28 protein-coding genes and 1 pseudogene are annotated in these 24,407 nt (G+C 60.6%); 22 read left to right on the plus strand and 7 right to left on the minus strand.

Annotated elements, in window-relative coordinates; translation table 11 throughout:
* Window positions 1-26: 26 nt before the first annotated feature.
* The 3 genes from ACFQND_RS05605 to ACFQND_RS05615 form a co-directional block, all read right to left on the minus strand.
* On the minus strand, window positions 27-638 hold the full coding sequence (locus ACFQND_RS05605) for a DUF2239 family protein (protein ID WP_371435673.1): 612 nt from the start codon (window positions 636-638) through the stop codon (window positions 27-29).
* Between the two features lie 251 nt (window positions 639-889).
* A complete protein-coding gene (locus ACFQND_RS05610) occupies window positions 890-1,195 on the minus strand; it encodes a panthothenate synthetase (protein ID WP_371435766.1) in 306 nt (101 codons plus the stop codon).
* 72 nt (window positions 1,196-1,267) lie between these two features.
* Complete coding sequence (locus ACFQND_RS05615; protein ID WP_371435674.1) at window positions 1,268-1,561, minus strand: GYD domain-containing protein; 294 nt, start codon at window positions 1,559-1,561, stop codon at window positions 1,268-1,270.
* Window positions 1,562-1,956: 395 nt separating this feature from the next.
* Between ACFQND_RS05615 and ACFQND_RS05620 the strand changes: the two genes are divergently transcribed.
* The 4 genes from ACFQND_RS05620 (at window position 1,957) to ACFQND_RS05635 (ending at window position 5,280) form a co-directional block, all read left to right on the plus strand.
* Window positions 1,957-3,024, plus strand: coding sequence for a methionine ABC transporter ATP-binding protein (locus ACFQND_RS05620; RefSeq protein ID WP_371435675.1), 1,068 nt, complete (start codon window positions 1,957-1,959; stop codon window positions 3,022-3,024).
* On the plus strand, window positions 3,014-3,679 hold the full coding sequence (locus tag ACFQND_RS05625) for a methionine ABC transporter permease (protein ID WP_371435676.1): 666 nt from the start codon (window positions 3,014-3,016) through the stop codon (window positions 3,677-3,679). The genes ACFQND_RS05620 and ACFQND_RS05625 overlap by 11 nt, the downstream gene beginning before the upstream one ends.
* A 136-nt stretch (window positions 3,680-3,815) precedes the next feature.
* The gene (locus ACFQND_RS05630; RefSeq protein WP_371435677.1) at window positions 3,816-4,610 is read left to right on the plus strand and encodes a MetQ/NlpA family ABC transporter substrate-binding protein; all 795 of its coding nucleotides are present in this window, start codon (window positions 3,816-3,818) and stop codon (window positions 4,608-4,610) included.
* 118 nt (window positions 4,611-4,728) lie between these two features.
* The gene (locus ACFQND_RS05635) at window positions 4,729-5,280 is read left to right on the plus strand and encodes an NADPH-dependent FMN reductase (protein WP_371435678.1); all 552 of its coding nucleotides are present in this window, start codon (window positions 4,729-4,731) and stop codon (window positions 5,278-5,280) included.
* A gap of 88 nt (window positions 5,281-5,368) precedes the next feature.
* Here the strand turns inward: ACFQND_RS05635 and ACFQND_RS05640 are convergent, their stop codons facing one another.
* Window positions 5,369-6,022 (minus strand): FMN-dependent NADH-azoreductase, encoded by a 654-nt coding sequence (locus tag ACFQND_RS05640; protein WP_371435679.1) that lies wholly within the window; start codon window positions 6,020-6,022, stop codon window positions 5,369-5,371.
* Between the two features lie 166 nt (window positions 6,023-6,188).
* On the opposite strand from ACFQND_RS05640, the gene ACFQND_RS05645 reads away from it, so the two are divergent.
* Together ACFQND_RS05645 and ACFQND_RS05650 are read left to right on the plus strand one after the other, a co-directional pair.
* On the plus strand, window positions 6,189-7,094 hold the full coding sequence (locus ACFQND_RS05645) for a LysR substrate-binding domain-containing protein (RefSeq protein ID WP_371435680.1): 906 nt from the start codon (window positions 6,189-6,191) through the stop codon (window positions 7,092-7,094).
* Between the two features lie 231 nt (window positions 7,095-7,325).
* Window positions 7,326-7,757, plus strand: coding sequence for a hypothetical protein (locus ACFQND_RS05650; RefSeq protein WP_371435681.1), 432 nt, complete (start codon window positions 7,326-7,328; stop codon window positions 7,755-7,757).
* Here the strand turns inward: ACFQND_RS05650 and ACFQND_RS05655 are convergent.
* On the minus strand, window positions 7,698-8,192 hold the full coding sequence (locus ACFQND_RS05655; protein WP_371435682.1) for a hypothetical protein: 495 nt from the start codon (window positions 8,190-8,192) through the stop codon (window positions 7,698-7,700). The genes ACFQND_RS05650 and ACFQND_RS05655 overlap by 60 nt on opposite strands.
* A 362-nt stretch (window positions 8,193-8,554) precedes the next feature.
* Between ACFQND_RS05655 and ACFQND_RS05660 the strand changes: the two genes are divergently transcribed.
* The 7 genes from ACFQND_RS05660 (at window position 8,555) to ACFQND_RS05690 (ending at window position 15,006) form a co-directional block, all read left to right on the plus strand.
* Window positions 8,555-9,205, plus strand: coding sequence for a peroxiredoxin (locus tag ACFQND_RS05660; RefSeq protein ID WP_371435683.1), 651 nt, complete (start codon window positions 8,555-8,557; stop codon window positions 9,203-9,205).
* Window positions 9,206-9,321: 116 nt separating this feature from the next.
* Entirely contained in the window at window positions 9,322-9,915 is a 594-nt protein-coding gene (locus ACFQND_RS05665) for an RBBP9/YdeN family alpha/beta hydrolase (RefSeq protein ID WP_371435767.1), read from the plus strand.
* A complete protein-coding gene (locus ACFQND_RS05670; RefSeq protein WP_371435684.1) occupies window positions 9,912-10,904 on the plus strand; it encodes a sulfate ABC transporter substrate-binding protein in 993 nt (330 codons plus the stop codon). The genes ACFQND_RS05665 and ACFQND_RS05670 overlap by 4 nt, the downstream gene beginning before the upstream one ends.
* A 134-nt stretch (window positions 10,905-11,038) precedes the next feature.
* Complete coding sequence (cysT, locus tag ACFQND_RS05675; RefSeq protein WP_371435685.1) at window positions 11,039-11,875, plus strand: sulfate ABC transporter permease subunit CysT; 837 nt, start codon at window positions 11,039-11,041, stop codon at window positions 11,873-11,875.
* Window positions 11,872-12,780, plus strand: coding sequence for a sulfate ABC transporter permease subunit CysW (gene cysW, locus ACFQND_RS05680; RefSeq protein ID WP_371435686.1), 909 nt, complete (start codon window positions 11,872-11,874; stop codon window positions 12,778-12,780). The genes cysT and cysW overlap by 4 nt, the downstream gene beginning before the upstream one ends.
* 23 nt (window positions 12,781-12,803) lie before the next feature.
* On the plus strand, window positions 12,804-13,904 hold the full coding sequence (locus ACFQND_RS05685) for a sulfate/molybdate ABC transporter ATP-binding protein (RefSeq protein WP_371435687.1): 1,101 nt from the start codon (window positions 12,804-12,806) through the stop codon (window positions 13,902-13,904).
* Between the two features lie 133 nt (window positions 13,905-14,037).
* On the plus strand, window positions 14,038-15,006 hold the full coding sequence (locus tag ACFQND_RS05690) for a LysR family transcriptional regulator (RefSeq protein WP_371435688.1): 969 nt from the start codon (window positions 14,038-14,040) through the stop codon (window positions 15,004-15,006).
* 85 nt (window positions 15,007-15,091) lie between these two features.
* On the opposite strand, the gene ACFQND_RS05695 is transcribed toward ACFQND_RS05690, so the two are convergent.
* Window positions 15,092-15,262, minus strand: a complete 171-nt coding sequence (locus ACFQND_RS05695) for a hypothetical protein (RefSeq protein WP_371435689.1) — start codon at window positions 15,260-15,262, stop codon at window positions 15,092-15,094.
* Between the two features lie 355 nt (window positions 15,263-15,617).
* Here ACFQND_RS05695 and ACFQND_RS05700 point away from each other — a divergent pair, with 355 nt between their 5' ends.
* The 7 genes from ACFQND_RS05700 (at window position 15,618) to ACFQND_RS05730 (ending at window position 21,751) form a co-directional block, all read left to right on the plus strand.
* The gene (locus ACFQND_RS05700) at window positions 15,618-16,814 is read left to right on the plus strand and encodes a mandelate racemase/muconate lactonizing enzyme family protein (RefSeq protein WP_371435690.1); all 1,197 of its coding nucleotides are present in this window, start codon (window positions 15,618-15,620) and stop codon (window positions 16,812-16,814) included.
* Window positions 16,815-16,875: 61 nt separating this feature from the next.
* Window positions 16,876-17,547 (plus strand): 4-carboxy-4-hydroxy-2-oxoadipate aldolase/oxaloacetate decarboxylase, encoded by a 672-nt coding sequence (locus tag ACFQND_RS05705; protein ID WP_371435691.1) that lies wholly within the window; start codon window positions 16,876-16,878, stop codon window positions 17,545-17,547.
* 22 nt (window positions 17,548-17,569) lie between these two features.
* The gene (locus ACFQND_RS05710) at window positions 17,570-17,962 is read left to right on the plus strand and encodes a carboxymuconolactone decarboxylase family protein (protein WP_371435692.1); all 393 of its coding nucleotides are present in this window, start codon (window positions 17,570-17,572) and stop codon (window positions 17,960-17,962) included.
* A gap of 80 nt (window positions 17,963-18,042) precedes the next feature.
* Window positions 18,043-19,041: a Bug family tripartite tricarboxylate transporter substrate binding protein gene (locus ACFQND_RS05715; protein ID WP_371435693.1), complete on the plus strand. Its 999-nt coding sequence runs from the start codon at window positions 18,043-18,045 to the stop codon at window positions 19,039-19,041.
* Between the two features lie 3 nt (window positions 19,042-19,044).
* Window positions 19,045-20,028, plus strand: a complete 984-nt coding sequence (locus ACFQND_RS05720) for a Bug family tripartite tricarboxylate transporter substrate binding protein (protein WP_371435694.1) — start codon at window positions 19,045-19,047, stop codon at window positions 20,026-20,028.
* Window positions 20,025-20,831, plus strand: coding sequence for an RraA family protein (locus tag ACFQND_RS05725; protein WP_371435695.1), 807 nt, complete (start codon window positions 20,025-20,027; stop codon window positions 20,829-20,831). The genes ACFQND_RS05720 and ACFQND_RS05725 overlap by 4 nt, the downstream gene beginning before the upstream one ends.
* 2 nt (window positions 20,832-20,833) lie before the next feature.
* A complete protein-coding gene (locus ACFQND_RS05730) occupies window positions 20,834-21,751 on the plus strand; it encodes an NAD(P)-dependent oxidoreductase (protein WP_371435696.1) in 918 nt (305 codons plus the stop codon).
* On the opposite strand, the gene ACFQND_RS05735 is transcribed toward ACFQND_RS05730, so the two are convergent.
* Window positions 21,680-22,045: a hypothetical protein gene (locus tag ACFQND_RS05735; protein WP_377412572.1), complete on the minus strand. Its 366-nt coding sequence runs from the start codon at window positions 22,043-22,045 to the stop codon at window positions 21,680-21,682. The genes ACFQND_RS05730 and ACFQND_RS05735 overlap by 72 nt on opposite strands.
* Before the next feature lie 232 nt (window positions 22,046-22,277).
* Between ACFQND_RS05735 and ACFQND_RS05740 the strand changes: the two are divergent.
* Both ACFQND_RS05740 and ACFQND_RS05745 read left to right on the plus strand, forming a co-directional pair.
* Window positions 22,278-22,730, plus strand: a pseudogene (locus ACFQND_RS05740) (chemotaxis protein CheW).
* A 38-nt stretch (window positions 22,731-22,768) separates the two neighbouring features.
* On the plus strand, window positions 22,769-24,406 hold the full coding sequence (locus ACFQND_RS05745) for a methyl-accepting chemotaxis protein (RefSeq protein ID WP_371435698.1): 1,638 nt from the start codon (window positions 22,769-22,771) through the stop codon (window positions 24,404-24,406).
* The last annotated feature ends 1 nt before the right edge of the window (window position 24,407 follow it).

A 24,407-nucleotide genomic window follows, 5' to 3' on the forward strand; every position in this document is an offset into this window, starting at 1 on the left:
TTGCGCCGGCCTGCTCATCGGCCCGCTCACGCCTGGCCCCAGCTTGCGGCGGCGAGCCCGGCCAGGTACTCGTGCACGTCATCAGGCCAGGGCGCGACCAGGCTTTCAAAACGCTCGCGGTCGCCCGCGAAGAGGGCGCGCGTGGCTTCTTCAAACCCGGCCAGGTCGCCAGCGATTTCGGTCATGAAGCGGTAGGCGGCCTCACGCGAGGCGCGAACGGTGTCCTTGCCTTCATTGGCGCGGCGGGCTTCTTCAACCAGCTTGCGCAGTGCAACGGATGCGCCGCCGGGCTGGCGGTTCAGCCAATCCCAATGGCGCGGCAACAGGGTGACTTCGCGTGCGACCACGCCCAGCTTGGGGCGGCCAACGGCACGCGCCGCAGGCGCTGTTTCTTCGGCGGTCGCGGGTGTGCCCGTTTCGTCGCTTGCCTGATCGCTTGCGTCTGGCCGCAGGTCCAGGTCAAGGCGTGAGCCGGTCGCGTCATCAAACACCCGTACCAGGATGTCTTGCGGGAAATGCATTGAACGCAGCCGCGCCAGCACTTCAGCGCGGGGGCCGGACGCAACGCGGTTGAATGCGGCGAAGGCGGTGAGGTTGCCAGCAGGTGATTCGGGGTGCAGGTTTGAGGGGGTGGGCATGGATGCTGGGTGTATTCTGTGAAGCACAAATTTTACCCGGATTAAATTTAACCATCAATTAACCCGGATAAAAATAATTTGACACCAAGCAAAAAAATAAAAACCGGTTTTTGAAAATACACAGAAAGCACAGGATGCTATCAATTCAGTAGCGGTTTTGATGGGTAAGATGCGCGCAAACTCGCACCGGCCGCGACGTGATTGCGGCAAGACGGGGCTATTGTTGCCTGCCGTGGCGTGTCAGGCGGCGCTCAAGCCCACTTTTTGCCGAGCGCATCCAGTCCCGCTTTTTGCAAATCTTCAGGGCTCATCAACATGCGGAATTTGCAGTCGGCCTGAAAGTTGAGAAAAAATGGTTCTGAAAAGCTGGGCAGCTCCGACGGTGTCTTGACCTCAATCACGAAAATGCCACCGCGCCTGCCGTTTTGCTCCGTGAAATAAGCCGCCTCCGGTCTGATGGCTTCGAGGATGCGCCCAATGATCGCCCCCGCCTTGCCGCTTCTGACAAGGGTGTTGAAAGGTTCGTGGGGGATGTCGACCGTCAATAGCATTTTCATGAGGTGTTCTCCTGTTTGTTGCGGCATTTGACGGCGGTGCCGCACACGCCCTGAATGAGAAGCTCGCGAGCTTTAGCCCAGCTTGCCCAGAATTCCGTCCATTTCCGCAGCCGAGTAGGCGCGCAGGGTTTGCGTGCGGACATTGCCCGACATGCCTATGGCCAGAGCAAAGGCGGTGGCTGAGGCGTCGTCGGGTGCCTCGATGATGGCCACCAGGTCGTATTTCCCCAAAGTCCAGTAAATCTGCGTCATCCTGGCGCCAAACTTCTTGCCGGCCTCCTTGACGGCTTCGGCGCGCTGGGTTGTGTTCTTGACGCTGCGTATGCCCTGATCTGTGAAGTTGGAAAGTGCAATATAGGTAAGCATTCTGGGTTCTCCTTTTGGGTTATGGGCCTGAGGCGCGACGGGCCAGCAACGGCCCCGTTGTGCTGGCTGAGGGCCACTTTGACGGCCAGACTGAGCCTGCGTGGTGAGACGGGCGGGCTGTGCTGTACATGCCAAGCCCCCCCTCTCTCTTCGAATGACCGGGATAGCAGCCTACGGGTGTTCGCTGCTCCTGCCTATGCCCACAAATAGGGAGGGCTGGTCATATGGATTCGGCTTGGCCGTTCGTCCAGATATTCGCATAACTACTAAAAAGTCTAACTAACAAATTTATTATTCTTTTGGGTTTTAGGTAGAAGCCCTGTAAAGTTCCCCCTCTGTTCCAAAAAGAGCCCATACGTTTTCACGAAAGAAGCGCGCGGCCACGACGGGTTTTCATGATCGAACTCAAAAGTATTTTTCAAACCTACAAGGGCCAGACTGGCCCGGTCGAAGCGCTGCGGGGTGTCGATCTGCATATCAAGCCGGGCGAGGTCTTCGGCATCATCGGCCGCAGCGGCGCCGGCAAAAGTTCGCTGGTGCGCGTCATCAACCTGCTGAACCGCCCGACTTCAGGCCAGGTGCTGGTCGACGGCCGGGCGCTGACTTCGCTGGATGACGATGCACTGCGTGTGGCGCGCCGAGACATCGGCATCATCTTCCAGCACTTCAATTTGCTCTCCTCGCGGACGGTGTACGACAACGTGGCTTTGCCGCTGGAGATCGCGGGCCTGCCTGCGCAGGACATCAAGGCGCGGGTCGAGCCCCTGCTTGACCTGGTCGGCCTGACGGCGCTGCGGGACCGCTACCCCGCGCAGATCAGCGGCGGGCAAAAGCAGCGCGTGGGCATTGCGCGCGCGCTGGCCAATCGGCCCAAGGTGCTGCTGTCGGATGAGGCGACTTCCGCGCTGGACCCGGAAACCACACGCTCCATCCTGGGCCTGCTCAAGCAGATCAACAGGGAGTTCGGCCTGACGATTGTGCTGATCACGCACCAGATGCAGGTGATCAAGCAGGTGGCCGACCGTGTGGCCGTGATTGACGCCGGCCGCATTGTCGAAAGCGGCCCTGTGATTGACGTTTTCACAAGGCCCAAACACGAAACCACACGCAGCCTGATCGCCGAGATCGTGCCGCAGGACCTGCCCGAGAGCGTGCTGGCGCGCATCCGCACCTTGATGAATGCCGAACACCCGGAAGAAGGGCAGTTGCTGCGCCTGGCATTTGCCGGTGACGAGTCGGACCGGCCTTTGCTGTCTGACGTTATCCGCCACTTTGGCATAGACCTGTCCATCGTGCATGGCCAGATTGATGAAATACAGGGCAAGCCTTTTGGCACGCTGGCGGTGTTTGCGCGCGGTGCGCGCGAGCAGCTCAATGCGGCCGTGGCGCATTTGCGCGGTGCCGGTGTGCATGTTGACCAGGTGCCCAGCCTGTCAAACCAGGAGTTGAGCCATGTTCGGTAATTTCTCGCAAGCCCTGGTGGAGCTGTTTGTCAGCTCCTTGTGGGAAACCATCGTGATGGTCGGTATCTCCGGCCTGGTCGGTGCCGTGATTGGCGTTCCGCTGGGTGTTTATTTGCGCCTCACGGACGAAGGCGGGGTGCTGCAAAACCCGGTTGCCAACCGTATCGTGGGCGGCATCGTCAATGCAGTGCGCTCCACGCCTTTCATCATCTTGCTGGTCGCGATTATTCCGCTGACCCGGTTTATCACGGGTTCTTCCATAGGCACGGCGGCTGCCGTGGTGCCGCTGACGATTGCCGCCGCGCCGTTTATTGCGCGGCTGGTCGAAACCTCGCTGCGCGAAGTGGACCACGGCCTGATCGAGGCGGCGCAGGCCATGGGCGCGACCACGCGGCAGATCGTGCTCAAGGTGCTGTTGCCTGAAGCGCTGCCCGGCATTGTGGCGGGCCTGACGATCACCTTTGTCAGCCTGACCGGCTATTCGGCCATGGCCGGCGCGATTGGCGGCGGCGGTCTGGGCGACCTGGGCATTCGTTACGGTTACCAGCGCTTTTTGCCTGAGGTGATGCTGGCCGTGGTGATTGTGCTGATCCTGTTTGTGCAGGCTGTGCAAAGCCTGGGTGACTGGGCCGTGCGGCGGCTGAGCCACAAATGAAGTTGCCCATGCATTTTTCCTGTCCGCAGCGATGTTGAATCTGCTCCTCTTCTGATAGCTGGCTGCGCCCGTCCTTATTGCTTTGCAGCCGCTTTCTTCTTATGAATTTACCAAAACCCATTTCAAAGGAAACACCATGAACAAACGTACCCTCATCCAGTCGGCCCTCGCGCTGGCCCTTGCCACTTCTTTCTCCGCCGGTGTCCTGGCGCAGGACAAACCACTGAAAGTCGGTGTCACGGCGGGCCCGCATGCGAAGATTTTTGAGCAGGTCAAAAAGATCGCCGAGAAAGACGGCCTGAAGATCCAGATCGTCGAGTTCAGCGACTACATCCAGCCCAACGCCGCCCTGGCCGCCGGTGACCTGGACGCCAACAGCTACCAGCACAAGCCGTTCCTGGACCTGCAGGTCAAGGACCGCGGCTACAAGATTGTCTCGGTGGGTTACACCGTCAACTTCCCGATCGGCCTGTACTCGAAAAAGGTCAAAAGCCTGGCCGAGCTGAAGGAGGGCGCACGTTTTGGCATCCCCAACGACCCGACCAATGGCGGCCGCGTGTTGCTGGTGCTGCAGGACAAGGGCCTGATCAAGCTCAAGCCTGAAGCCGGCCTCAAGGCCACGCCGCTGGACGTGATCGAGAACCCGAAGAAACTCAGGTTTGTCGAACTCGAAGCCGCACAGCTGGCGCGCTCGCTGGACGACCTGGACGCCTCGGCCGTCAACACCAACTTCGCATTGTCGGCCGGCCTGAACCCCAAGGACGCAATTGCGCAGGAGTCCGCCAAGTCGCCTTATGTGAACATCCTGGCCGTGCGCGAAGCCGACAAGGACAAGCCATGGGTTGCCAAGCTGGTCAAGGCCTACCACTCGGATGAAATCCGCAAGTACATCCAGACCGAGTTCAAGGGATCGGTACTGGCCGGGTTCTGAGCGGGCAGCGGCAGGCGGGCTCAGGAAAGCAAGCACGATTTCAAAGTGCTTTGCATAATGAGCCTGCCTCTCGCTCCTTTTTCGTTTTTCAACGTTGCTCAACTTTCTGGAGAACCCCATGGCTAAATACAACATTGCTGTCGTCGTTGGCAGTATTCGCAAGGATTCTTTCAACAAGAAGCTTGCGAAAGCGGCGGAAAAGCTGTTTCCTGCGGATTTCAGCTTTACCACGGTCCGCATTGACGACTTGCCGCAGTACAACCAGGATGACGACGGCAACCAGTCCGGGCCGGTCAAGCGCCTCAAGGGCGAGATCGCGGCGGCGCAGGGCCTGTTGTTTTTCACGCCTGAATACAACCGATCGTTTCCCGGCGTGCTGAAAAATGCCATTGACCATGCCTCGCGCCCCTATGGCCAGAGCGCATGGGCAGGCAAGCCGGCGGGTGTGATCGGCATCTCCGTCGGCGCCATTGGCACGGCCATGGCCCAGCAACACCTGCGCAACGTCCTGGCTTACCTGGATGTGCCGGTGCTGGGCCAGCCCGAGGCTTTTATCCAGGCGAAAGACGGTGTGTTTAATGCGGACGGCAGTGCCGGGGATGGCATCAAGACGTTTTTGCAGGGCTGGGTGAACCAGTACGTGGCCTGGGTGAAAACGCACGTCGGCTGATTTCACTTCACTGGCAGCCGCCCATAAAAAAGCCCGCAATTGCGGGCTTTTTGCTTTTTACAGGCTATGAAACCTGCGGTGCTTGCACTCAGGCTGCCAGAGCTGCCGTTGGCTGGTTGGCTGCCGGGACCTGGGTCACTGCTGCAAGCTCTGCCTGGGCAGAGGCAAGAGCGGCGGCTTTGGCTGCCTCGCCCATGGCCAGGCCTTCGGCGCGCACGATGCGCACGTCGGTGATGCCCATGAAACCAAAAACAGTTTTCAGGAAGCTTTCCTGGTGTTCCAGCGCGTTGCCGATGTCGCTGGTGGAATAGGCGCCGCCACGGGCCGAGGCGACGATCACGGTTTTACCGGTTGCCAGGCCGACAGCGCCCTTGTCGGTGTATTTGAAGGTACGGTTGACCTGGGCCACGCGGTCAATCCAGGCCTTGAGCTGGCTGGGGATGGTGAAGTTGTACATGGGGGAGCCGACCACGATCACGTCGGCTGCCAGGAACTGGGACACCAGCGCCTCGGAAACTGCGTTTTCGCGTTTTTGCACGTCGCTCAGGTCAGCGCCGGCGGGCAGGCGAAAGCCCAGCGATTCGGCCGACAGGTGGCTTGGGGTGTTCACGGCGAGGTCCAGGTAGCTGACTTCTGTGCCGGGGTGGGCGGCGCGCCATGAAGCGACGATCTGGGCCGAAAGTTGACGGGAAACCGAGTTGCCGCCGAGGATGCTGGAGTCGATGTGAAGAAGCTTGCTCATGATGAATTCCTTGAAAGAGTAAATGTGATGGATCAATCGGTGGCTGTAATCACCTTAGATCTCAGCCATGGATAGATTGTGCTGGCGTATCCATTACTTGATAAGTCGGCAAATCTGCAATACATTGTTCTACTGGTGAGACAGTTAGAGCAAAAGGAGGCTTCCCGTGCAGGACTTGAACGACATGCTTTACTTTGCCGAGGTGGTCGAACGCGGCGGTTTTGCGGCCGCCGGGCGGGCGCTGGGCTTGCCCAAATCACGCCTGTCGCGCCGCGTCGCAGAACTGGAAACCCGGCTTGGCGTGCGCCTGCTGCAGCGCACCACACGCAAGCTCTCGCTGACCCAGGTAGGCGAGATTTACCTGCGCCACTGCAATGCCATGCGCGACGAAGCCCTGGCTGCAGCCGAAGCCGTGGCGCAGATGCAGGTGGAGCCGCGCGGCACCTTGCGCATCACCTGCCCGGTGACGCTGGCGCAAAGCACCATGGGCTATCTTGTGCCGCGTTACCTGGCGCAATATCCGCACGTCAAACTGGACATGCTGGTGACCAACCGGGTGGTTGACCTGGTGGAGGAGGGCATTGACATCGCACTGCGGGTACGCCCCACACTGGACGACAGCGGCAGCCTGGTCGTCAAACAGCTGGGTTTGACCTGTGGCCAGCTGCTGGCCAGCCCGGCGCTGCTGGCACGCCAGGGACGGCCTGAAAAGCCCGAGGACCTGGCGATGCTGGACACCGTGGCCATGTCGGCGGTGGATGGCCGCTCCTCCTGGACCCTGCTGGGGCCGGGCGGCCAGGAGTATGTGCACCAGCACCAGCCGCGTTATGTGGCCGACGACCTGCAGACCCTGAAGCTGGCCGTGCTGGCCGGGACGGGCATGAGCTTTTTGCCCGACTCCATCAGTAACGCAGAGCAGCAGGCCCGGCTGCTGGTTCCCGTGCTGGCGGGCTGGGCGCCCCAGCCGGGCATGGCGCATGCCGTTTTTCCTACACGTCGGGGGCAGGTGCCGGCGGTACGCAGCTTTCTGGATTTCATGGGCGAACACATGCAGGGCGACCAGTTGCGCTGAAACGGGCTTGGGTTGCTCCTGATTTGATAGCTGACTGCGCGCTTGATACGCCGGCTGCAGCCATTATTTTTTCATAAAAGGCCTGCAAAAGGTCTGTAAGCCGCGCTGGATGCCGATGGATCGGATACCGCAGGGCTGGGTTCCGGATTTCTGCGGGGGCGACATCAAGGTGTCACGTTGACCATGCAATATCGCATGCTCAATCTGTTTCCTTTTACTGCAACCCACACCATGTTCCGCAACCGTACCAGCCCCCGCCCCCTGAGCGCAAGAGACGCTTCCATCATGGCCATTGCCGCGCTGGATGAGCTGGTCAACGACCTTGTGAAAGCCAGTTGCCTGAAGATGTCGCCAGCGTTCCTGGACTGGGTTGCCGATGAGGCAACGCCCCTCGTGGAGTTGCATGTCGAGCGTTCCTTTGGCAGCCCGCGTTTTGCCGGCAGCCTTCAAATCGGTGATCCAAAAATTGCCATGGCGCGTTGGGTCCGCCACTGGGTGTGCCCATGGATAGTGGCCAGCTTTGATGAGCTGGCGGGGTATTTGCCCGAGTTCGCGGACAGCCGCCCGGCCGGCTTGATGGCCTTGCCAAAAGCCGTCGCGCCGCTAAAACCTCAGGCCAGGCTTCATTTCGGTTTGCAAGTGGGGGTTGCCGGCGCCATTTAAGGGACGACCCAGGGGCAGCGTGAATTGCTTCTGTGCTGATAGCTGACCGCCATAGGCCGGAAAGGTCTGCTGCATGCGGACCTTTTGCGCCAGGCGGGCAAGCAGGCTACACAACTGGACGGTGCTGAAATCAAAAGGCAGCAGGTGCGCGGGTTGCGGCATGACGCGGGCCGGTAGACCTGGTTCATCGGCGATCCACAGCACGGGCCGCCCCCATGTGCGCTGCACAACCAGCGCTGCGTCGTCGGTGTGCACGGCAGAGACGCCGATCACGCGCAGGCATTGCCATTCCAGCTCATCCTGCATCAGTATGGGCAGGCCCTCGGCGCGAAGCACGCTGGCGCCTGTCGGGTAGAGGGCATGGGAAAGCCGTTTAAGCAGGTCAACCCGGCCCTCACAGGCCAGGACCTCCAGCCCGTTCAATATTTTTTGCATTTTCCCCTCCCGTTGTTGCCGGAAAACACTGAGGCAACTTCAGCAGGCAAGTCATGTGCCAGAGCTGCAGGCTTTGGCAACAATGCCCCGAAAGCCTTGCTGGACGGGCATTCTGGCGAGATGGTGCAGCAGTCTAGGTAGATTTTTGTATGTGCCTGTTACGGGCGTAAGCGCAGTCCTGCTACGTAACAGAGGGCTGAAATGCCAGGCCTGCATGCCGAGCCGTTATGGGCGAGTCTTATCTTTATATTCGTTTATCAAGATAAATTAAGAGCTATATATTCTTTTGAGATTTAACCATTGGTCTCCACAATGATTGCCAAGGTGTTTTTTTCGCACCCGCAACCTATCAGGAGCAGATCATGGCAACACTCAGACTTGGCGACACCGCCCCCGATTTCACCCAGGATTCGACCGCAGGCAAGATTTCCTTTCATGAATGGGCAGGCAATTCCTGGGTGGTGCTGTTTTCGCACCCGGCTGACTTCACGCCGGTTTGCACGACGGAACTCGGCAAAACCGCAGCCCTGAGCGGTGAATTTGCCAAACGCAATGTCAAACCCATCGCCATCAGCGTGGACCCGCTGGAGTCGCACGGCAAGTGGGTCAATGACATCAACGAGACGCAGAACACCACGGTGAACTTCCCCATCCTGGCCGATGCAGACCGCAAGGTGGCCAACCTGTACGACATGATTCACCCGAACGCCTTGAGCACAGGCCCCACAGCCACGGTGCGCAGCGTGTTCATCATCGACCCGAACAAGGCCATCCGCACGACCTTCACCTACCCCGCCAGTACCGGCCGCAACTTCGACGAGATCCTGCGCGTGATTGATTCGCTGCAATTGACCGACGGCTACAAGGTGGCCACGCCAGTGAACTGGAAGGACGGCGATGACGTGATCATCGTGCCCAGCATCCAGGACCCGGCTGAGCTGGCCCAGCGTTTCCCCAAAGGCTTCAAGGCCGTCAAGCCTTACCTGCGCATCACGCCGCAACCCAATAAATAAATATGGCCCCCACGCTTTTCGCTTCGCGTGCCTTCGGTGATACGCTGCCCCCCGAGGGGGCTGTGCTTGCTTGGGGCGGCCCGGCGCAGCGCACGTTTAGCTTTTATTTTTAAGAGATACCTGTGCGTTTCATCATCATCCCCGGCTGGCGCGACTCGGGCCCCGGCCACTGGCAAAGCCTGTGGGCCGAGCGCCTGGGCGGCGCGGTGCGTGTGCAGCAGGACGACTGGGTGACCCCGGCGCGCAATGCCTGGGTGGCCTCGATCGCCCGCACCATACTGCTGCAAAACGAGCCGGTGGTGGTGGTCGCGCACAGCCTTGGCTGTATTGCCACCGCGCATCTGCCTGCAGATGCCGTCAACCGCATCCAGGGCGCCTTGCTGGTGGCGCCGGCAGACCCGGAGCGGCGCGCCATCTTGAGTGATTTTGCGCCCGTGCCTTACCAGAAGCTGCCCTACCGCAGCGTGCTGGTGGCCAGCAGCAACGACCCGTACTGCCCCGTGCGCCTGGCAGGGGCCTATGCCCGGGCCTGGGGCAGCGAGTTTGTGCGCATGCAAAACGCCGGGCATATCAACATCGAATCAGGCCACGGCGAATGGCCGCTGGGTGTTGCCCTGCTGCAGTCGCTGGCGGGTGATGTGTCGCTTTCTGCAAGCAGCCTTGATTTTTCATCTACTTCATCTTCATTTGTACCTCTGGAAACGGCATGACCTCCAAACTCAAAATCGCTCTCGTTACTCTGGCCCTCGCAGCGAGCGGCATGGCCTCGGCCCAAACATTGCTCAATGGCTCCTATGACGTGGCGCGCGAGTTTTACAAAGACTACAACGCCGCCTTCATCGCCCATTACAAAAAAACCACCGGCAAGGACATCAAGGTCGACCAGTCGCACGGCGGCTCCAGCGCCATCGCGCGTTCGGTGGCCGACGGACTGGATGCCGATGTGGTGACCATGAACACCTCCACCGACATTGATTTCCTGGCGAGTGTCGGCGTCGTCGCGAAGGACTGGCCGAAAAAATTCCCGGGCAATGCATCGCCCACCACCTCGACCATGCTGTTCCTGGTGCGCAACGGCAACCCCAAGCACATCAAGGACTGGGATGACCTGATCAAGCCCGGCATACAGGTCGTGCTGGTCAACCCCAAAACCGGCGGCAACGGCCGCTACGCCTACCTGGCTGCCTGGGGTTATGCGAAGAAAAAGGGCGCCAGCGATGCGCAGGCAGCCGAGTTTGTCGGCAAGCTCTACAAAAACGTGCCGGTGCTGGGCAAGGGCGGGCGCGATGCGACCACCGTGTTTTTGCAGCGCAATATTGGCGACGTGCTGATCACCTTTGAGTCCGAAGTGCTGTCGGTCAACAAGGAGTTCGGCGAAGGCAAGGTGGATGCGATTTACCCGTCCATCAGCATCGTGGCCGAAAACCCGGTTGCCGTGGTCGAGCGCACCGTGAACAAAAAAGGCACGGCCGAACTGGCCAAGGCTTACCTGGACTACCTCTACTCGGACGAAGGCCAGGAGATTGCCGCACGCCATGCGCTGCGCCCACGCTCTGCCGCAATCCTGAAAAAATACGCAGCAACCTTCAAGCCGCTGCAGCTCTTTACCGTTCAGGAGATGTTTGGCTCCCTCGGTGAAGCACAAAAAGTCCACTTCAATGACGGTGGGCAGTTCGACAAGCTTTACACCGTCAAATAGCTGGGCCCCCACGCTTTTCACTTCGTGTAATGCGCTGCCCCCCGAGGGGGCTAATTTTCCTAGGGGCGGCCCGTCGGAAAATTCATGTCATCTTCGTTTTCGGCTGCTATATCGAGCACTGCCAAGGCTAAAAATTGTCCAAGAATTCATTAAAACGTGTATTGCCGGGTTTCCAGCTCACGCTGGGCTACACCGTGCTTTACCTCAGCCTGATTGTGCTGATCCCGATCTCGGCGCTGTTTTTCAAGACCTTCACGTTGACGCTGGACCAGTTCTGGGCCGCCGTCACGTCGCCGCGTGTGCTGGCGTCCTACCGCCTCACATTCGGCGCGTCGCTGATTGCCGCGCTGGTCAACCTGGTGTTTGGCCTGCTGCTGGCCTGGGTGCTGGTGCGCTACAAATTCCCCGGCAAAAAGATTGTCGATGCGCTGGTGGACCTGCCGTTTGCATTGCCCACGGCGGTCGCGGGTATTTCGCTGACGGCCATCCTGGCCGGCAATGGCTGGATAGGCCAATACCTGGAGCCCATGGGCATCAAGCTGGCCTTTACGCCTGCGGGCGTGGTGATCGCGCTGATTTTTATCGGCCTGCCGTTTGTGGTGCGCACCGTGCAACCCGTGCTTGAAGACGCCGAGAAGGAGCTTGAAGAAGCCGCCACCTCGCTGGGCGCGACGCGCCTGCAGGTTTTTACCAAGGTCATACTGCCGCACATCACGCCCGCATTGCTGACCGGCTTTGCCATGGCATTTGCGCGGGCGATCGGCGAATACGGCTCGGTGATTTTCATCGCCGGCAACATGCCGATGATTTCGGAAATCACACCGCTCATCATCATCGGCAAGCTGGAGCAATACGACTATGCCGGTGCGACGGCGGTGGCTGTGGTGATGCTGGTGATGTCATTTGTCTTGCTGCTGGTCATCAATGCGCTGCAAGCCTGGCAGCGTCGAAACACGGGAGCACCAGCATGAGTACTTCAGTTGTGATTCGCCGGAACACAATTAGTACAACAGAAGCACCGTGGGTGCGCTACACGCTGACCGGCATCGCACTGGTCTTTGTTGTCCTGTTCCTGATCCTGCCATTGGCTGCTGTATTTACGGAAGCCCTGCGTAAAGGCTTGGGCGCATATTTCGCTGCGCTGCAGGAGCCCGACGCATGGAGCGCCATCAAGCTGACGCTGATTGCCGCTGCGATCTCCGTACCGCTCAACCTGGTGTTTGGCGTGGCCGCTGCCTGGGCGATTGCCAAGTACGAGTTTCGCGGCAAGTCATTTTTGACAACGCTGGTGGACTTGCCGTTCTCGGTTTCGCCCGTCGTCGCCGGCCTGATTTATGTGTTGATGTTCGGCGCGCAAGGCTGGTTTGGTCCCTGGCTGGCCGCGCATGACATCAAGATCATTTTTGCCGTGCCCGGCATTGTGCTGGCGACCGTGTTTGTGACTTTCCCTTTCATCGCCCGCGAACTGATCCCGCTGATGCAGGCGCAAGGCAATGACGAAGAGCAGGCCGCGATTGTGCTGGGTGCGACGGGTTGGCAAACCTTCTGGCACGTGACCTTGCCCAACATTAAATGGGGCCTGATTTACGGCGTGATCCTGTGCAATGCACGGGCCATGGGCGAGTTTGGCGCGGTGTCGGTTGTCTCCGGCCACATACGCGGTCAGACCAACACCTTGCCCTTGCACGTCGAAATTTTGTACAACGAATACCAGTCAGTCGCGGCATTCGCCGTGGCCTCGTTGCTCGCCATCCTGGCTCTGGTCACGCTGGTCATCAAGTCGGTGGCCGAATGGCGCCATGAGCTTGAACTGAAAGCCGCCGCTGACCTGCCGCCCGAGCAGCCGCGTGCCGCTCCAGCCATTGCCGCGCAATAAATGGCGTCAAAAAGGAAAACATCATGAGCATAGAAATCCGTAACGTCAGCAAACATTTTGGCAACTTCCAGGCGCTGGGCGATGTCAGCCTGGACATCCAGTCCGGTGAGCTGGTTGCGCTGCTGGGCCCTTCGGGTTGCGGCAAGACCACCTTGCTGCGCATCATTGCCGGACTGGAAACGGCCGACCAGGGCAACATCTTTTTCAGCGGTGAAGACACCACAGACGTGCATGTGCGCGAGCGGCAGGTGGGCTTTGTGTTCCAGCACTACGCATTGTTCCGCCACATGACGGTGTTTGAAAACGTCGCTTTCGGCCTGCGCATGAAACCGCGCAGCCTGCGTCCCAGTGAAGCACAGATTAAAGAAAAGGTGCACTCACTGCTCAACCTTGTGCAGCTTGACTGGCTGGCCGACCGCTTCCCGTCGCAGCTGTCCGGCGGCCAGCGCCAGCGTATTGCACTGGCCAGGGCCCTGGCCGTGGAGCCCAAGGTGCTGCTGCTGGATGAGCCGTTTGGCGCGCTCGACGCCAAGGTGCGCAAGGAGTTGCGCCGCTGGCTGCGCCGCCTGCATGAAGACCTGAATGTGACCAGCATTTTTGTGACGCACGACCAGGAGGAGGCGCTTGAAGTCGCCGACCGTGTGGTGCTCATGAACCGCGGCAAGGTCGAGCAGATCGGCTCGCCGCAACAGGTCTGGGACCATCCGGCCAGCCCGTTTGTGTACGGCTTTCTCGGTGACGTCAACCTGTTTCATGGCCGCGCACATGAAGGTGCAGTGCAGCTTGAAGGCATACGCATTGATTCGCCGGAACACGCAGGCGCGCAGGACGCCAAGGCTTTTGCCTATGTGCGCCCGCACGACTTTGACGTGCAGCGTTATGCGCCCGGCGCGGAAGGCATCGTCGCCCAGCTCAGCCGGGCGATTGTGATCGGTCCCACAGCCCGGCTGGAGCTGACGCCGTCGGAAGACCAGAGGCCGGCCGGCAAGGGTGCCGATGAGTCGCTGATCGAGGTGCAGATTTCTGCGCAGCAATACAAGGACATGGGCTTGCGCGAAGGCGACATGCTGGTCCTGAGCCCGCGCAACGTGCGCGTGTTTGTGGATGCGGGCGAGGGCATCTAGGACCACAGGAACTGCTGCGCCGTGCATGACGCGGCTGCAGCTGGGTGACGTGTGGTGCTATAGTATTTTTCTCTGAGGCCTGCTTTGCCGGCCGCAGTTTCGCCACAGCTTTCCCCCCTGTCCGGATTCCACCATGCTGACACTCAAGCAGATCGAGGCGGTGTATTGGGTCAGCTCGCTCGGTGGCTTTTATGCTGCGGCCGAGCGGCTCAATGCCACGCAGTCCACGATCTCCAAACGCATTCTTGATCTCGAGTCCTTCCTGGGCGTGGAGATCTTCGAGCAAAAAAACCGGGCGCAACTCACCCTGAAGGGGCGCGAGCTGCTTGGAGACTTCGAGAAGATGCTGGAACTGCAGAACAGCGTGGTGCGCCGCGTCGGCAACGACAGTTCCTACTCGGGGCGTTTCAGGTTGGGTGTGACGGAGATGGTGGCGCTGAGCTGGCTGCCGGCCCTGATCCGCGCCGTGCGGCATGTCTATCCGCAAATCGTGCTTGAACCCAAGGTGGACCGCACCACCCAGCTCTGGCCGCAGATGACCAGTCACCGGCTGGACATGGTGATCTGCCCGCAGATGCATGCCGAAGATCATTCCTTCCAGACCGTGCAGCTGGGTTTTATGGAATCGGCCTGGATGTGCCGTCCCGACCTGCTGGATGACCGCAAGGGCGGGTTGCCGATAGAGGATGTACTGCGCCTGCCGCTGCTGACCTACTCGGAGGGCTCGCTGTTGCACCAGCGGCTGCTGACTGCGCTCACGGCGGCCAGGATCTGGCATGACAACACCATTGTCTGCAACAGCATGATCGCGCTTGCGGAACTGGCGAGTGCAGGCCTGGGCGTGACCTATTTGCCGCGCGAGTATTTCTCGTCGTACATAGAGTCCGGCAATCTGCGCGCGATACAGACCAGCCTGCTGTTGCCGCCGCTTGAATACACGGCGGTGCACCGCAGCGATGCGGTGAGCCTGCGTATTGCCGAGATCGCGCGCGAGGTGTGTGACTTCGGCCGGCCGCAATGGCAGGACCGCATCGCCGCCCCCGCCAGGGGCAGCGTTCAGGGCACTCAGGCTGCGCGTGCGAGCGGCTCCAGCACCGCCTGAATACGCAGCGCCTGCGCGAAAAAAGACACAAGCGATTTAGCCAGCCCAGGATGCACAGCATCCTCACCAATTAATGTGATTTCCGTCAACGGCGGGTGCTGCCAGTGCTCCGGCTTGCGCCAGCCTCGACCAGGCCTTTGCCGCAACGGCAACCAGCGGCCAGGTGGTAGCGCGCCCTGATCTTGCAGGTGCGGCACAGGCGCATCAATACCTGGAGTCTGGTCTGGCCATGGGCAAGGTCGTGATCGATGTGCATTGAGGCGGCAGACGTTCTCGCAAGCCGTATGCCTGTACGGCTTGCGCTCCCGGGTGTGGCCTTCTGGCGCGTATTTTCCGGTTTTATAAGTGCCGCACTTTGATGAATTAAAAGAATGTATATTTGTTTATGAGATTCTATTTTGTGATTTGAGAAATAACTCCAGGCATTGCTTTAAAGGGGTAACTTATCCAATGAAATAGCTGAATTGGCTATTTGCATATGCCATTTAATGGAGAAAAAAATCGATCAAATGATGCGAATTTAATTCTCTTTATTTTGATTTCATGCCATGACATACTCCGCTCCAATGTGGGTCCGGCCCACAGATGAGCAGACACCGCACAGGAGGCACATGAGCATGAAGATCGCACGCATAGAGACCTTTTTCTTTTATCCCAAGAGTGGCAAAAACCTGCTGTTTTGCCGTGTCGAAACCGAAGACGGCCTGTATGGCTGGGGCGAGTCCTATGTGGGCGTGAAGAAGGAGCGCGTGGTTGACGAATACCTGCGCGCGATGGCGCCCTATGTGGTTGGCCGCGATGCGCACAACATTCGGCATACGGCCCAGGTCCTGTTCGACGACTTTGCCATCCGGCGTTCATCGGTCGATTTCTTCTGCGCCTGGAGCGCGATCGAGCTGGCCCTCTGGGACATCGTGGGCAAGAAGGCCGGCCTGCCGGTGTACCAGTTGCTGGGTGGAGCCTGCCGCGAGCAGGTCCGCATCTACGCCAACGGCTGGTGGTACGGCGTGGACTCCATTGACAGCACGGTCGAGCGCGCGCTGCAGGTCAAGGCCATGGGTTATACCGCCCTCAAGTGGGACCCGTTCCCCGGGCCGTGGCGCACCTTCATCACTCGCCAGGAAGAGGACTATGCGGTGGCCAATGTCAAGGCGATGCGCGAAGCGCTGGGCCCCGACATGGACCTGCTCATCGATGCACACCGGCGCGTTGCACCACACCACGCGATCCGGGTGGCCAACCGTCTGGCCGAGTACGACATTTTCTGCTACGAGGAACCCTGCCTGTCGGACAACATCGACCTGGTGGCAGAAGTGCGCCAGGCGATCACTACACCCGTGGTGACCGGTGAGACCCTCTACACCAAAGAAGACTTTGCCCGGGTGCTGTCCAAACGTGCGGCGGACATCCTGAACCCCGATATCTGTGCCGTGGGTGGCTTGACGCAGATGCTGGACATCGCCGCGATGGCGCAGCCCTACGCGGTGGCGATCAGCCCGCACAACTACAACAGCACGATCGTCGGGCTCGCGGCCACGGTGCATTTCTCCGCGCTGATCCCCAACTTCCTGATCGCTGAGTGCTTTATCAATCTGCAGGATGCCTGCGACAGCATTGCTGCGCCCGGGGTCACGATGAAGGAGGGCTGGGCCGACCTGCCGACCGCGCCCGGGCTGGGTGTGGACATCGACGTCGAGCGCCTGCGCAGCCACCCTTATCAGGACTTCCCGCACAAGGGCATGCGCCAGTACCGGGACGAGTTCCCGCGGAAGAACTACGTCTGGGGCATGGCCAACGTCACGCGCTGAGCAGGTCACAAGCTTGCTGCCACATCTTTTTTAAATCAGAACTGTCAACCAAGGAATTTCAATGAGCTCCATTTCCGAACAAAAATCCGCCGCGCTCCAGCGCTACGCCGCCTATGCCAACGTTGCATCCGCAACGGCCCACGAGGCCATGGGCCGGCGCGGCGCGCTGGACTCGGGCATCAAGCCGGTCCGCCTCGGCATGCGCCTGCTCGGGCGCGCCTTCACTTGCCTCTGCCCGGTCAATGACAACCTCACGCTGCATGCGGCACTGAAAATGGCCGGCCCCGGCGACGTCCTGGTCTGCGCCGCAGACGCCTTTACCGAGCAGGGCCTGTTTGGCGATGTGATGGCCAGTTGCGCCATAGGCCGCGGCATTGCCGGGCTGCTGGTCGACGGCGGCGTGCGCGACACGCAGACCATCGCGGAGGTCGGCTTTCCGGTGTTCTCGCGCTCCATCAGCATCAAGGGCACGATCAAGGACTCCATGGGTTCGCTCAACGTACCGGTTTCCGTCGGCGGCGTGATCGTCGAGCCGGGCGACCTGGTGATAGGCGACGACGACGGCGTGGTCATCGTGCCGCAGGCCGAGGTTGAATCGCTGGCCGCCAAATGCAAGGAACGCGAGGCCAAGGAGACGCGTTTCCGCGAGGCCCTGCTCACCGGAAAAACCACCTGGGACATGCTCAACCTGGATGCCTTGCTCAAAAGCAAGGGCATCGCATCACCGTTCTAAGCAATCAAAAGGAGACATATCCATGGCCAAGCCGCAACCTATCAATTACGAAGACGCCTCGCCGGAAGTCCGTGCCGTGTTCGACGACATCAAGACATCGCGCAATGTGCCCGATGTCAATAACATCTGGAAATACCTTGCACGCGACCCTGTCACGCTGCGCCGCACCTGGAGCAGCGTCAAGGAAGTGATGGCACCGGGCGCACTCGACCCGCTGGTCAAGGAACTGGTGTACCTGGCAGTCAGCGTGACCAACAACTGCGGCTACTGCGTGGCCAGCCATACGGCGGGCGCCACCAAGGCCGGCATGACCGAAGCCATGTTCGGCGAGCTCATGGCCGTGGTCGGAATGGCCAATGAAACCAATCGCCTGGTAACGGGCTACCGGGTTCCCACGGACGCCGCCTTCGAGTGAGCGTCTGACGGGCGGGGGGAATTGGACGCATGCCTGCGGTCGCCGGCCGCGGGCACCCCAGAACAAGACAGGGAACATCCATGTTGAATCATCTAAAAACCTTTCTGCGCACTGCAGTCCATGCCGCTGCGCTGACGGCCATGGCGGTATCGCTATCGCCCGCGGCAGCCCAGGGCAGCGCGTACCCGGACAAGCCAATCAAGCTGCTGGTGCCTTTCTCTGCCGGTGGTGGGCAGGATCTTTTTGTCCGCAACCTGCTGCCCAAACTCGGCGAGTTGCTGGGCCAGCCCGTGGTCATTGACAACCGTGCGGGCGCAGCCGGCAATATTGCCGCGGCTGCCGTGGCGATGGCACAGCCCGACGGCTACACCCTGTTGCTGGGCACGGCCGCCACGCACGGGATGAACCAAGCGATTTTCAAGAGCGTCCCGTTCGATGCGCTGACGAGCTTCGAGCCCGTGGCCCTGATTGCCGAAGTGCCGCTGGTGCTGGTGGTCCATCCCTCGGTGCCGGCCAATGACGTCAAAGGCCTGGTGGCCTACCTCAAGGCCAACCCCGGAAAATTTGCCTACGGTTCTTCGGGTACAGGCGCGCCGCTGCACCTGGCCGGTGAACTGTTCAAGAAAGCCGCCGGCGTCGATATCCTGCACGTGCCCTACAAAGGGTCCGGTCCTGCCATCGTGGACCTGGTGGCCGGCCGCACCATCATGCAGTTCGACACCTATGCCGCAACCAACGGCCATGTGAAGGCCGGGACACTCAAGCGCCTGGGTGTGGCCAGTGCAAAGCGTTCACGCGCGGCGCCGGATCTGCCCACGCTGCGCGAGCAGGGTTACCCGGTGGAGGCCTATTCCTGGAGCGGCATTTTTGCCCCGGCCAAAACCCCCAAAGCCGTTGTCGACAAGCTGGCGCATGCGTTTGGCACGGCGGTCAATGACCCGGCCATCTCGCAGCGGCTTTATGACATCGGGTTTGAGCCTGTTGCCAATTCCGGCCCCGAGCAACTGCGCGGCTTTGTCGCCAGCGAGCTGCACAAGTGGGCAGAGACCGTGAAGCTGGCCAACATCAAACCGGAGTAAGCAATGATGAACCCTGTTTCAATACTGCGGCGCTGCGCGCTGCTTGCACTCATGTCTGCCAGCATTTTGGGTGGTGCGGCCTGGGCGCAAGCCTGGCCGGGCAAACCGGTCAAACTTGTTGTGCCGTTTCCGCCGGGCGGCGGCAACGACATCTTTGCGCGCGAGCTTGCGCAGGAGTTGCAAAAGCGGCTGGGCCAGCCCTTTGTGGTGGATAACCGTGGCGGCGCGAGCGGCAACATCGGTATCACAGCCGTGGCCAAGAGTCCGGCCGATGGCTACACCTTGCTGGTGGTGTCCAACACGCTGGTGACCAATCCGGGCCTGTCAAGCCAGCTGCCTTATGACGTGTACAAGGATTTTGTTCCCGTCACGCTCGCTGCCAACCTGCCCGTGGTGCTGGTAACCGGCTCCCAGGTGGCGCCCAAAACACTGCCCAGCCTGATTGCATACGCGAAGGCCAATCCGGGCAAGCTGACTTACGGTACCGCCGGCATCGGCTCGCCGCATCACCTGACCACCGAGTATTTCAGCGCACGTGCCGGCGTGAACATGCTGCATGTGCCGTTCAAGGGCCAGGGCCAGATCGTGCCCGAGATTGTTGCCGGCCGCGTGGATCTTGCATTCCTGGCGATAAGCTCCGTCACGCAATTCCTGCCGACTGGCAGGGTGCGCGGCCTGGCGGTGGCGAGTTCGCAGCGCACCGGCCTTGCGCCCGACCTGCCAACGCTGGCCGAGTCCGGTCTTCCGGGCGTGAGCATCGACTGGTGGCTAGGTGTGCTGGCACCCGCCGGCACACCGGACGAGATCGTGCAAAAACTCAATGCAGAAATCGTGGCCCTGTGCAAGCAGCCCGAGTTCCGCGCAAGGCTGGCGGCACAGGGCATCGATGCGATCGGCTCGACACAGGAGGCCTTTGCAAAGGTGCTGCGCGATGAAGTCCCGCGCTGGACCCAGGTGGTCAAAACCGCAGGGATCAAGGCAGAATGAGCGCCGCTACATCCCGTGCAACACAGGGGCAGGTTGCAGAACAGTTGGCGGCGTATGGCGACAGCTTGCTGGGCCTCATTCCGGCCGACCGGATTCGCCAGGTTGGGTTTGAGCGGCCCGCTCCGGCGCTGATAGACGGTTTTCGCAAGCTGCGCGATTTGACCTCCACCGTCGCCGATATCCTCGATGAAATGGGTTACGACACCGCCATTCCCGCGAGCGAACTGCCGCCGCTGCAAGCCGGCCAGCGCATGGTCGGGCCTGCGGTCACCGTGCGCCATGCGCCGGCGCGCCTGTCCAGCGGCTACAACATCGCCAAAGGCAACCGCCCGCCGCAACTGGGCGGCCGCGACCAGGTTGCGCTGTGCCAGCGCGGTGACGTGATGGTGATCGAGGCGCGCGGCATCCGCGACGCGTCCAACTTTGGCGGGCTCATGGCCACCTCTGTCAAGGAAGCTGGCATTGAGGGCCTGGTGATTGACGGCTGCGTGCGCGATGTGGCCAACATGCGCGCCATGCACCTTGCCGTCTGGGCACGCGGCATCACGCCGCGCACAGGCAAGCACCGCATTGAACTGGTGGAATTCAATGGCCCGGTCGATATTGCCGGTGTGCAGGTAAGGCCCGGCGATCTTTTGCTGGGGGACTGCGACGGCGTGATTGTGGTGCCGCTGGAAGTGGCGGCCGCCGTGCTCGAACGAGCGCAAGCCGCCACGGTACGTGAAGAAAAACTGGTCGCGGCGCTGGAGCAGGGCGCCTCCCCGCAAGAAACCGCGCGCATCCTGCCGCCCGAGAAATGGTGACCATGCTAACCACACCCGACCTGCAAACACCGCTGGGCCTGATCGGCGTCGGCCAGTTGGGCACCTCGCTGGCCCGCGGCCTGCGCGCCCAGGGCGTGCAGACCGTGCTGGCCTATAACCTGCCAGCCGATGCACAGGCCCAGGCCCGCGCCGAAGCCGCAGGTTTACGCTGGCTGGCAACGCCGGCTGGCCTGGGCGAGGCCGACATCGTGTTCTCGGCAGTCACGCCGCAGGGTGCCGTTGATGCGGCGCGTGCCTGCGCACCCGCACTTGCACCCGATGCGATTTACCTGGACCTGAACTCCATGGGACCGCGCGAGAAACGCGCGGTGGCGGATGCCGTACAGGCCGCAGGCCGGCGCTTTGTCGATGGTGCGGTGTTGGGTGCGGCGGCCGATGGCATCAGGATGCCCATCATCGTGTCCGGCCCCGATGCCGGGCTCGTGGCGCAGCGGCTGGGTGCGTTGGGCATGCGCGTGCGCGCCGTGGGCACGGAGCCCGGCCAGGCCGCGTCTATCAAGATTGTGCGCAGCGTCCTGGCCAAAGGCCTGGAAGTGCTTTATGTGGAAGCGCTGGTGGCCGCGCGCCGCCTGGGCGTCGAGACCGAGGTTCTGGGCACTTTCTGCGACTGGCTCGATGCACGGCCTGCGGCCGCATCGGCTGAGTTGCTGGTGACGACGCATCTGCTGCATGCAGAGCGCCGCATGCACGAGCTTGACATGTCGATTGCGGCTGTGCGCGAAACCGGCGTCAACCCGGTCATCACGCAGGCAATCCGCGACCGGCTCGCCGCTACCGCTGCAACCGCGGTGGCCGCGCAGTTGCAGGGCGTGCCTCCGCATCAAATTTCAGATGCACTGGCCTTGCTGGACGATGCGCTGGGCGCAACGGTGCAGGACAGGCGAGTGCCGCCGGCCTGAGCACGCCAGTCGTGGCGAAACCCTGGCTGCCAAAGCCTGCGTGGCGTTGCGCAAAGGTCTGCTGGTGGCTGCCGCCTTGCCGGGCGCGGTGCCGCCGAGGCTGACGCCAACGATCTTGTTCTTCTTCAGGAACACGTACATCGCCCCCCTGGCCGAAACGCCGAAGAACGACTTTCCCCCAATACCAGGTTCTTCGCTGACCTTTGCATCGGCGGCATCCATTCGCGCCTGCACAAGCTGCTTGCTCAACTGCTTGCGCGCCATCATTGCCGGATGGCAGGCTCCAGGTGCCAAGCCAGGAGGCCAGAGGTTTGCGGATCGCAATCTCCTTCATATTTTGCATTTAATTATTCTTTTCAGTAATTAAATTCGGAGATCAGATGGCTTCGGTCGGCAAAGTTGGCGATTTCGCGATTTTTCCGGGGTTGTTCTTAAGTTCCGTCAAAACCTGCCGATAAGCAAATCAGGCATATAGCGCAGCTTGCTTGTCTTCCTGTCAAAAAGGAAAAAGCATCCGGCCGCGTACATGCCTTCCCATTGCCAAAGGAGTGCCTATGCAAGACGACGACATACGCGGCCCCATGGCCTCGGCGTGCAGACACTGGAGTTCCTGGCCTTCGCGTTGGGCGAGGAAGCGTACGGCAGTGATATCCAGACGGTGCAGGCGTTGCTCGGCTACGGCGCAGTCACACGTATTGCCAAGGCACCGGAACACATCAAAGGCATGGTGAACCTGCGCGGTGCCATAGTGCCCATTCTCAACATCGCCAGCCGGGTCATGGGCATGGTGATGGACAGTGTCCCGGACGTGAAACGCTCACGCCGGAACAGGTCAGGCCAGCACCCGAAATGGGTGCTGCGCTGGACGCCGACTACCTGACTGGCCTGGGCGCGCTGGACGAGCGCATGCTGATTCTGGTGGATTCGGAAAACCGCATGCCAGGCAATGATCGGGCTGCCTAACAAGCTGGCAGCCTGAACCTCTCCTGGCTTCTTTGGAAAATCGTTTCATAAAAGATGGGAAATATTGTGAACTTCAGGGATCTAAAAATTGGCCGCAAACTGGGTTTGAGTTTTGGTGTTGTCATTGCATGCCTGATCGTGCTCGCGACGCTCGCCTATAGCCGCATTGGCCTGTTGGGCGATGAGATCACGCAGATGAGCAATGACCGTTATCCCAAGACGGTTCTAGCGCACACGATCAAGGATGAGTTGAATGAAACCGCAAGGCAGATGCGCAATATTCTTTTGATGTCGGATGCGCAAGCCATCCAGAAAGAATTTGAACAAATCGAAAAAAATTCAAAAAACATCTCGGATGCCATCGCTGTGCTGGACAAGACCATCCTCTCGGAGAAAGGCCGGGAGAACATCAAGGAACTGATCGATATCAGGGAGAAGTTCTCAAGCTTGAGAGCGAATTTCCTCAAGCTCGCCAAAGAGGGAAACATCGATGAGGCCAAGCTTGTGCTTCTCAATGAATTGCGTCCCGTGCAATTGACCTACTTTGCCGTTCTCGACAATGTCATCAAATTCCAAGCCGGCCTGATGGAGGCCTCTCAAAAGGATGCGGAAACGCAGGTGCTGGAGTCCCACATGATTGTGCTGGTATTGGCGGCCACGGCCATCCTGATGAGCGTGTTGCTCAGTGCCCTGACGACACGCAGCATCACCCGCCCGCTGAACCAGGCCGTCCAGTTGGCCGAAACCGTTGCTGCCGGTGACCTGAGCAGCCATATTGAGGTGGCGAGCAAGGACGAGACCGGCCAGTTGATGCAGGCGCTCAAGGACATGAATGCCAACCTGGCCAAGGTGGTGGGGCAAGTCCGTCAAGGTACAGACACCATCGCCACCGCGTCCAGCCAGATTGCCTCCGGCAACCAGGATTTGTCCTCGCGCACCGAAGAGCAGGCCAGTTCCCTGGAAGAAACTGCCGCTTCCATGGAAGAGCTGACCTCCACGGTCAAGCAGAATGCAGACAACGCCAGACAGGCGAATCAGCTGGCGGTATCCGCTTCCAGCGTCGCCGTACGCGGTGGCAGTGTGGTCTCCCAGGTTGTGGACACCATGGGTGCCATCAATGCGTCGTCGCGCAAGATCGTTGAAATCATCAGCGTGATTGACGGCATTGCCTTCCAGACCAACATCCTGGCCCTGAACGCCGCGGTAGAAGCCGCCCGTGCCGGCGAGCAGGGCCGTGGTTTTGCCGTGGTGGCCGCTGAAGTCCGTAACCTGGCACAGCGCTCAGCGACTGCGGCCAAGGAAATCAAGACCCTGATCGACGATTCCGTCCACAAGGTCGAGGAGGGCTCGAGCCAGGTGGCCGAAGCCGGCAGAACCATGGGCGAGATTGTCGACAGCGTCAAACGCGTGACCGACATCATGGCCGAGATCACCGCCGCCAGCCATGAGCAGAGTTCGGGCATTGAGCAGATCAACCAGGCCATCACCCAGATGGACCAGGTGACCCAGCAAAACGCCGCGCTGGTCGAGGAGGCTGCTGCCGCTGCGCAATCGCTACAAGAGCAGGCCGGTGGCCTGTCGCAGCTGGTGAGTGTGTTCAAGCTGGACCGCAAACAACATGGCCGGGGCGCTGTACCGAAACTCGCCATGGCCGGTGTGCCTGCAGCGGGCGGGGCCTGGGAGGTTTTTTAGC

This window comes from Polaromonas aquatica (genome assembly GCF_042659145.1).
Taxonomy (GTDB): Bacteria; Pseudomonadota; Gammaproteobacteria; order Burkholderiales; family Burkholderiaceae_C; genus Polaromonas; species Polaromonas aquatica.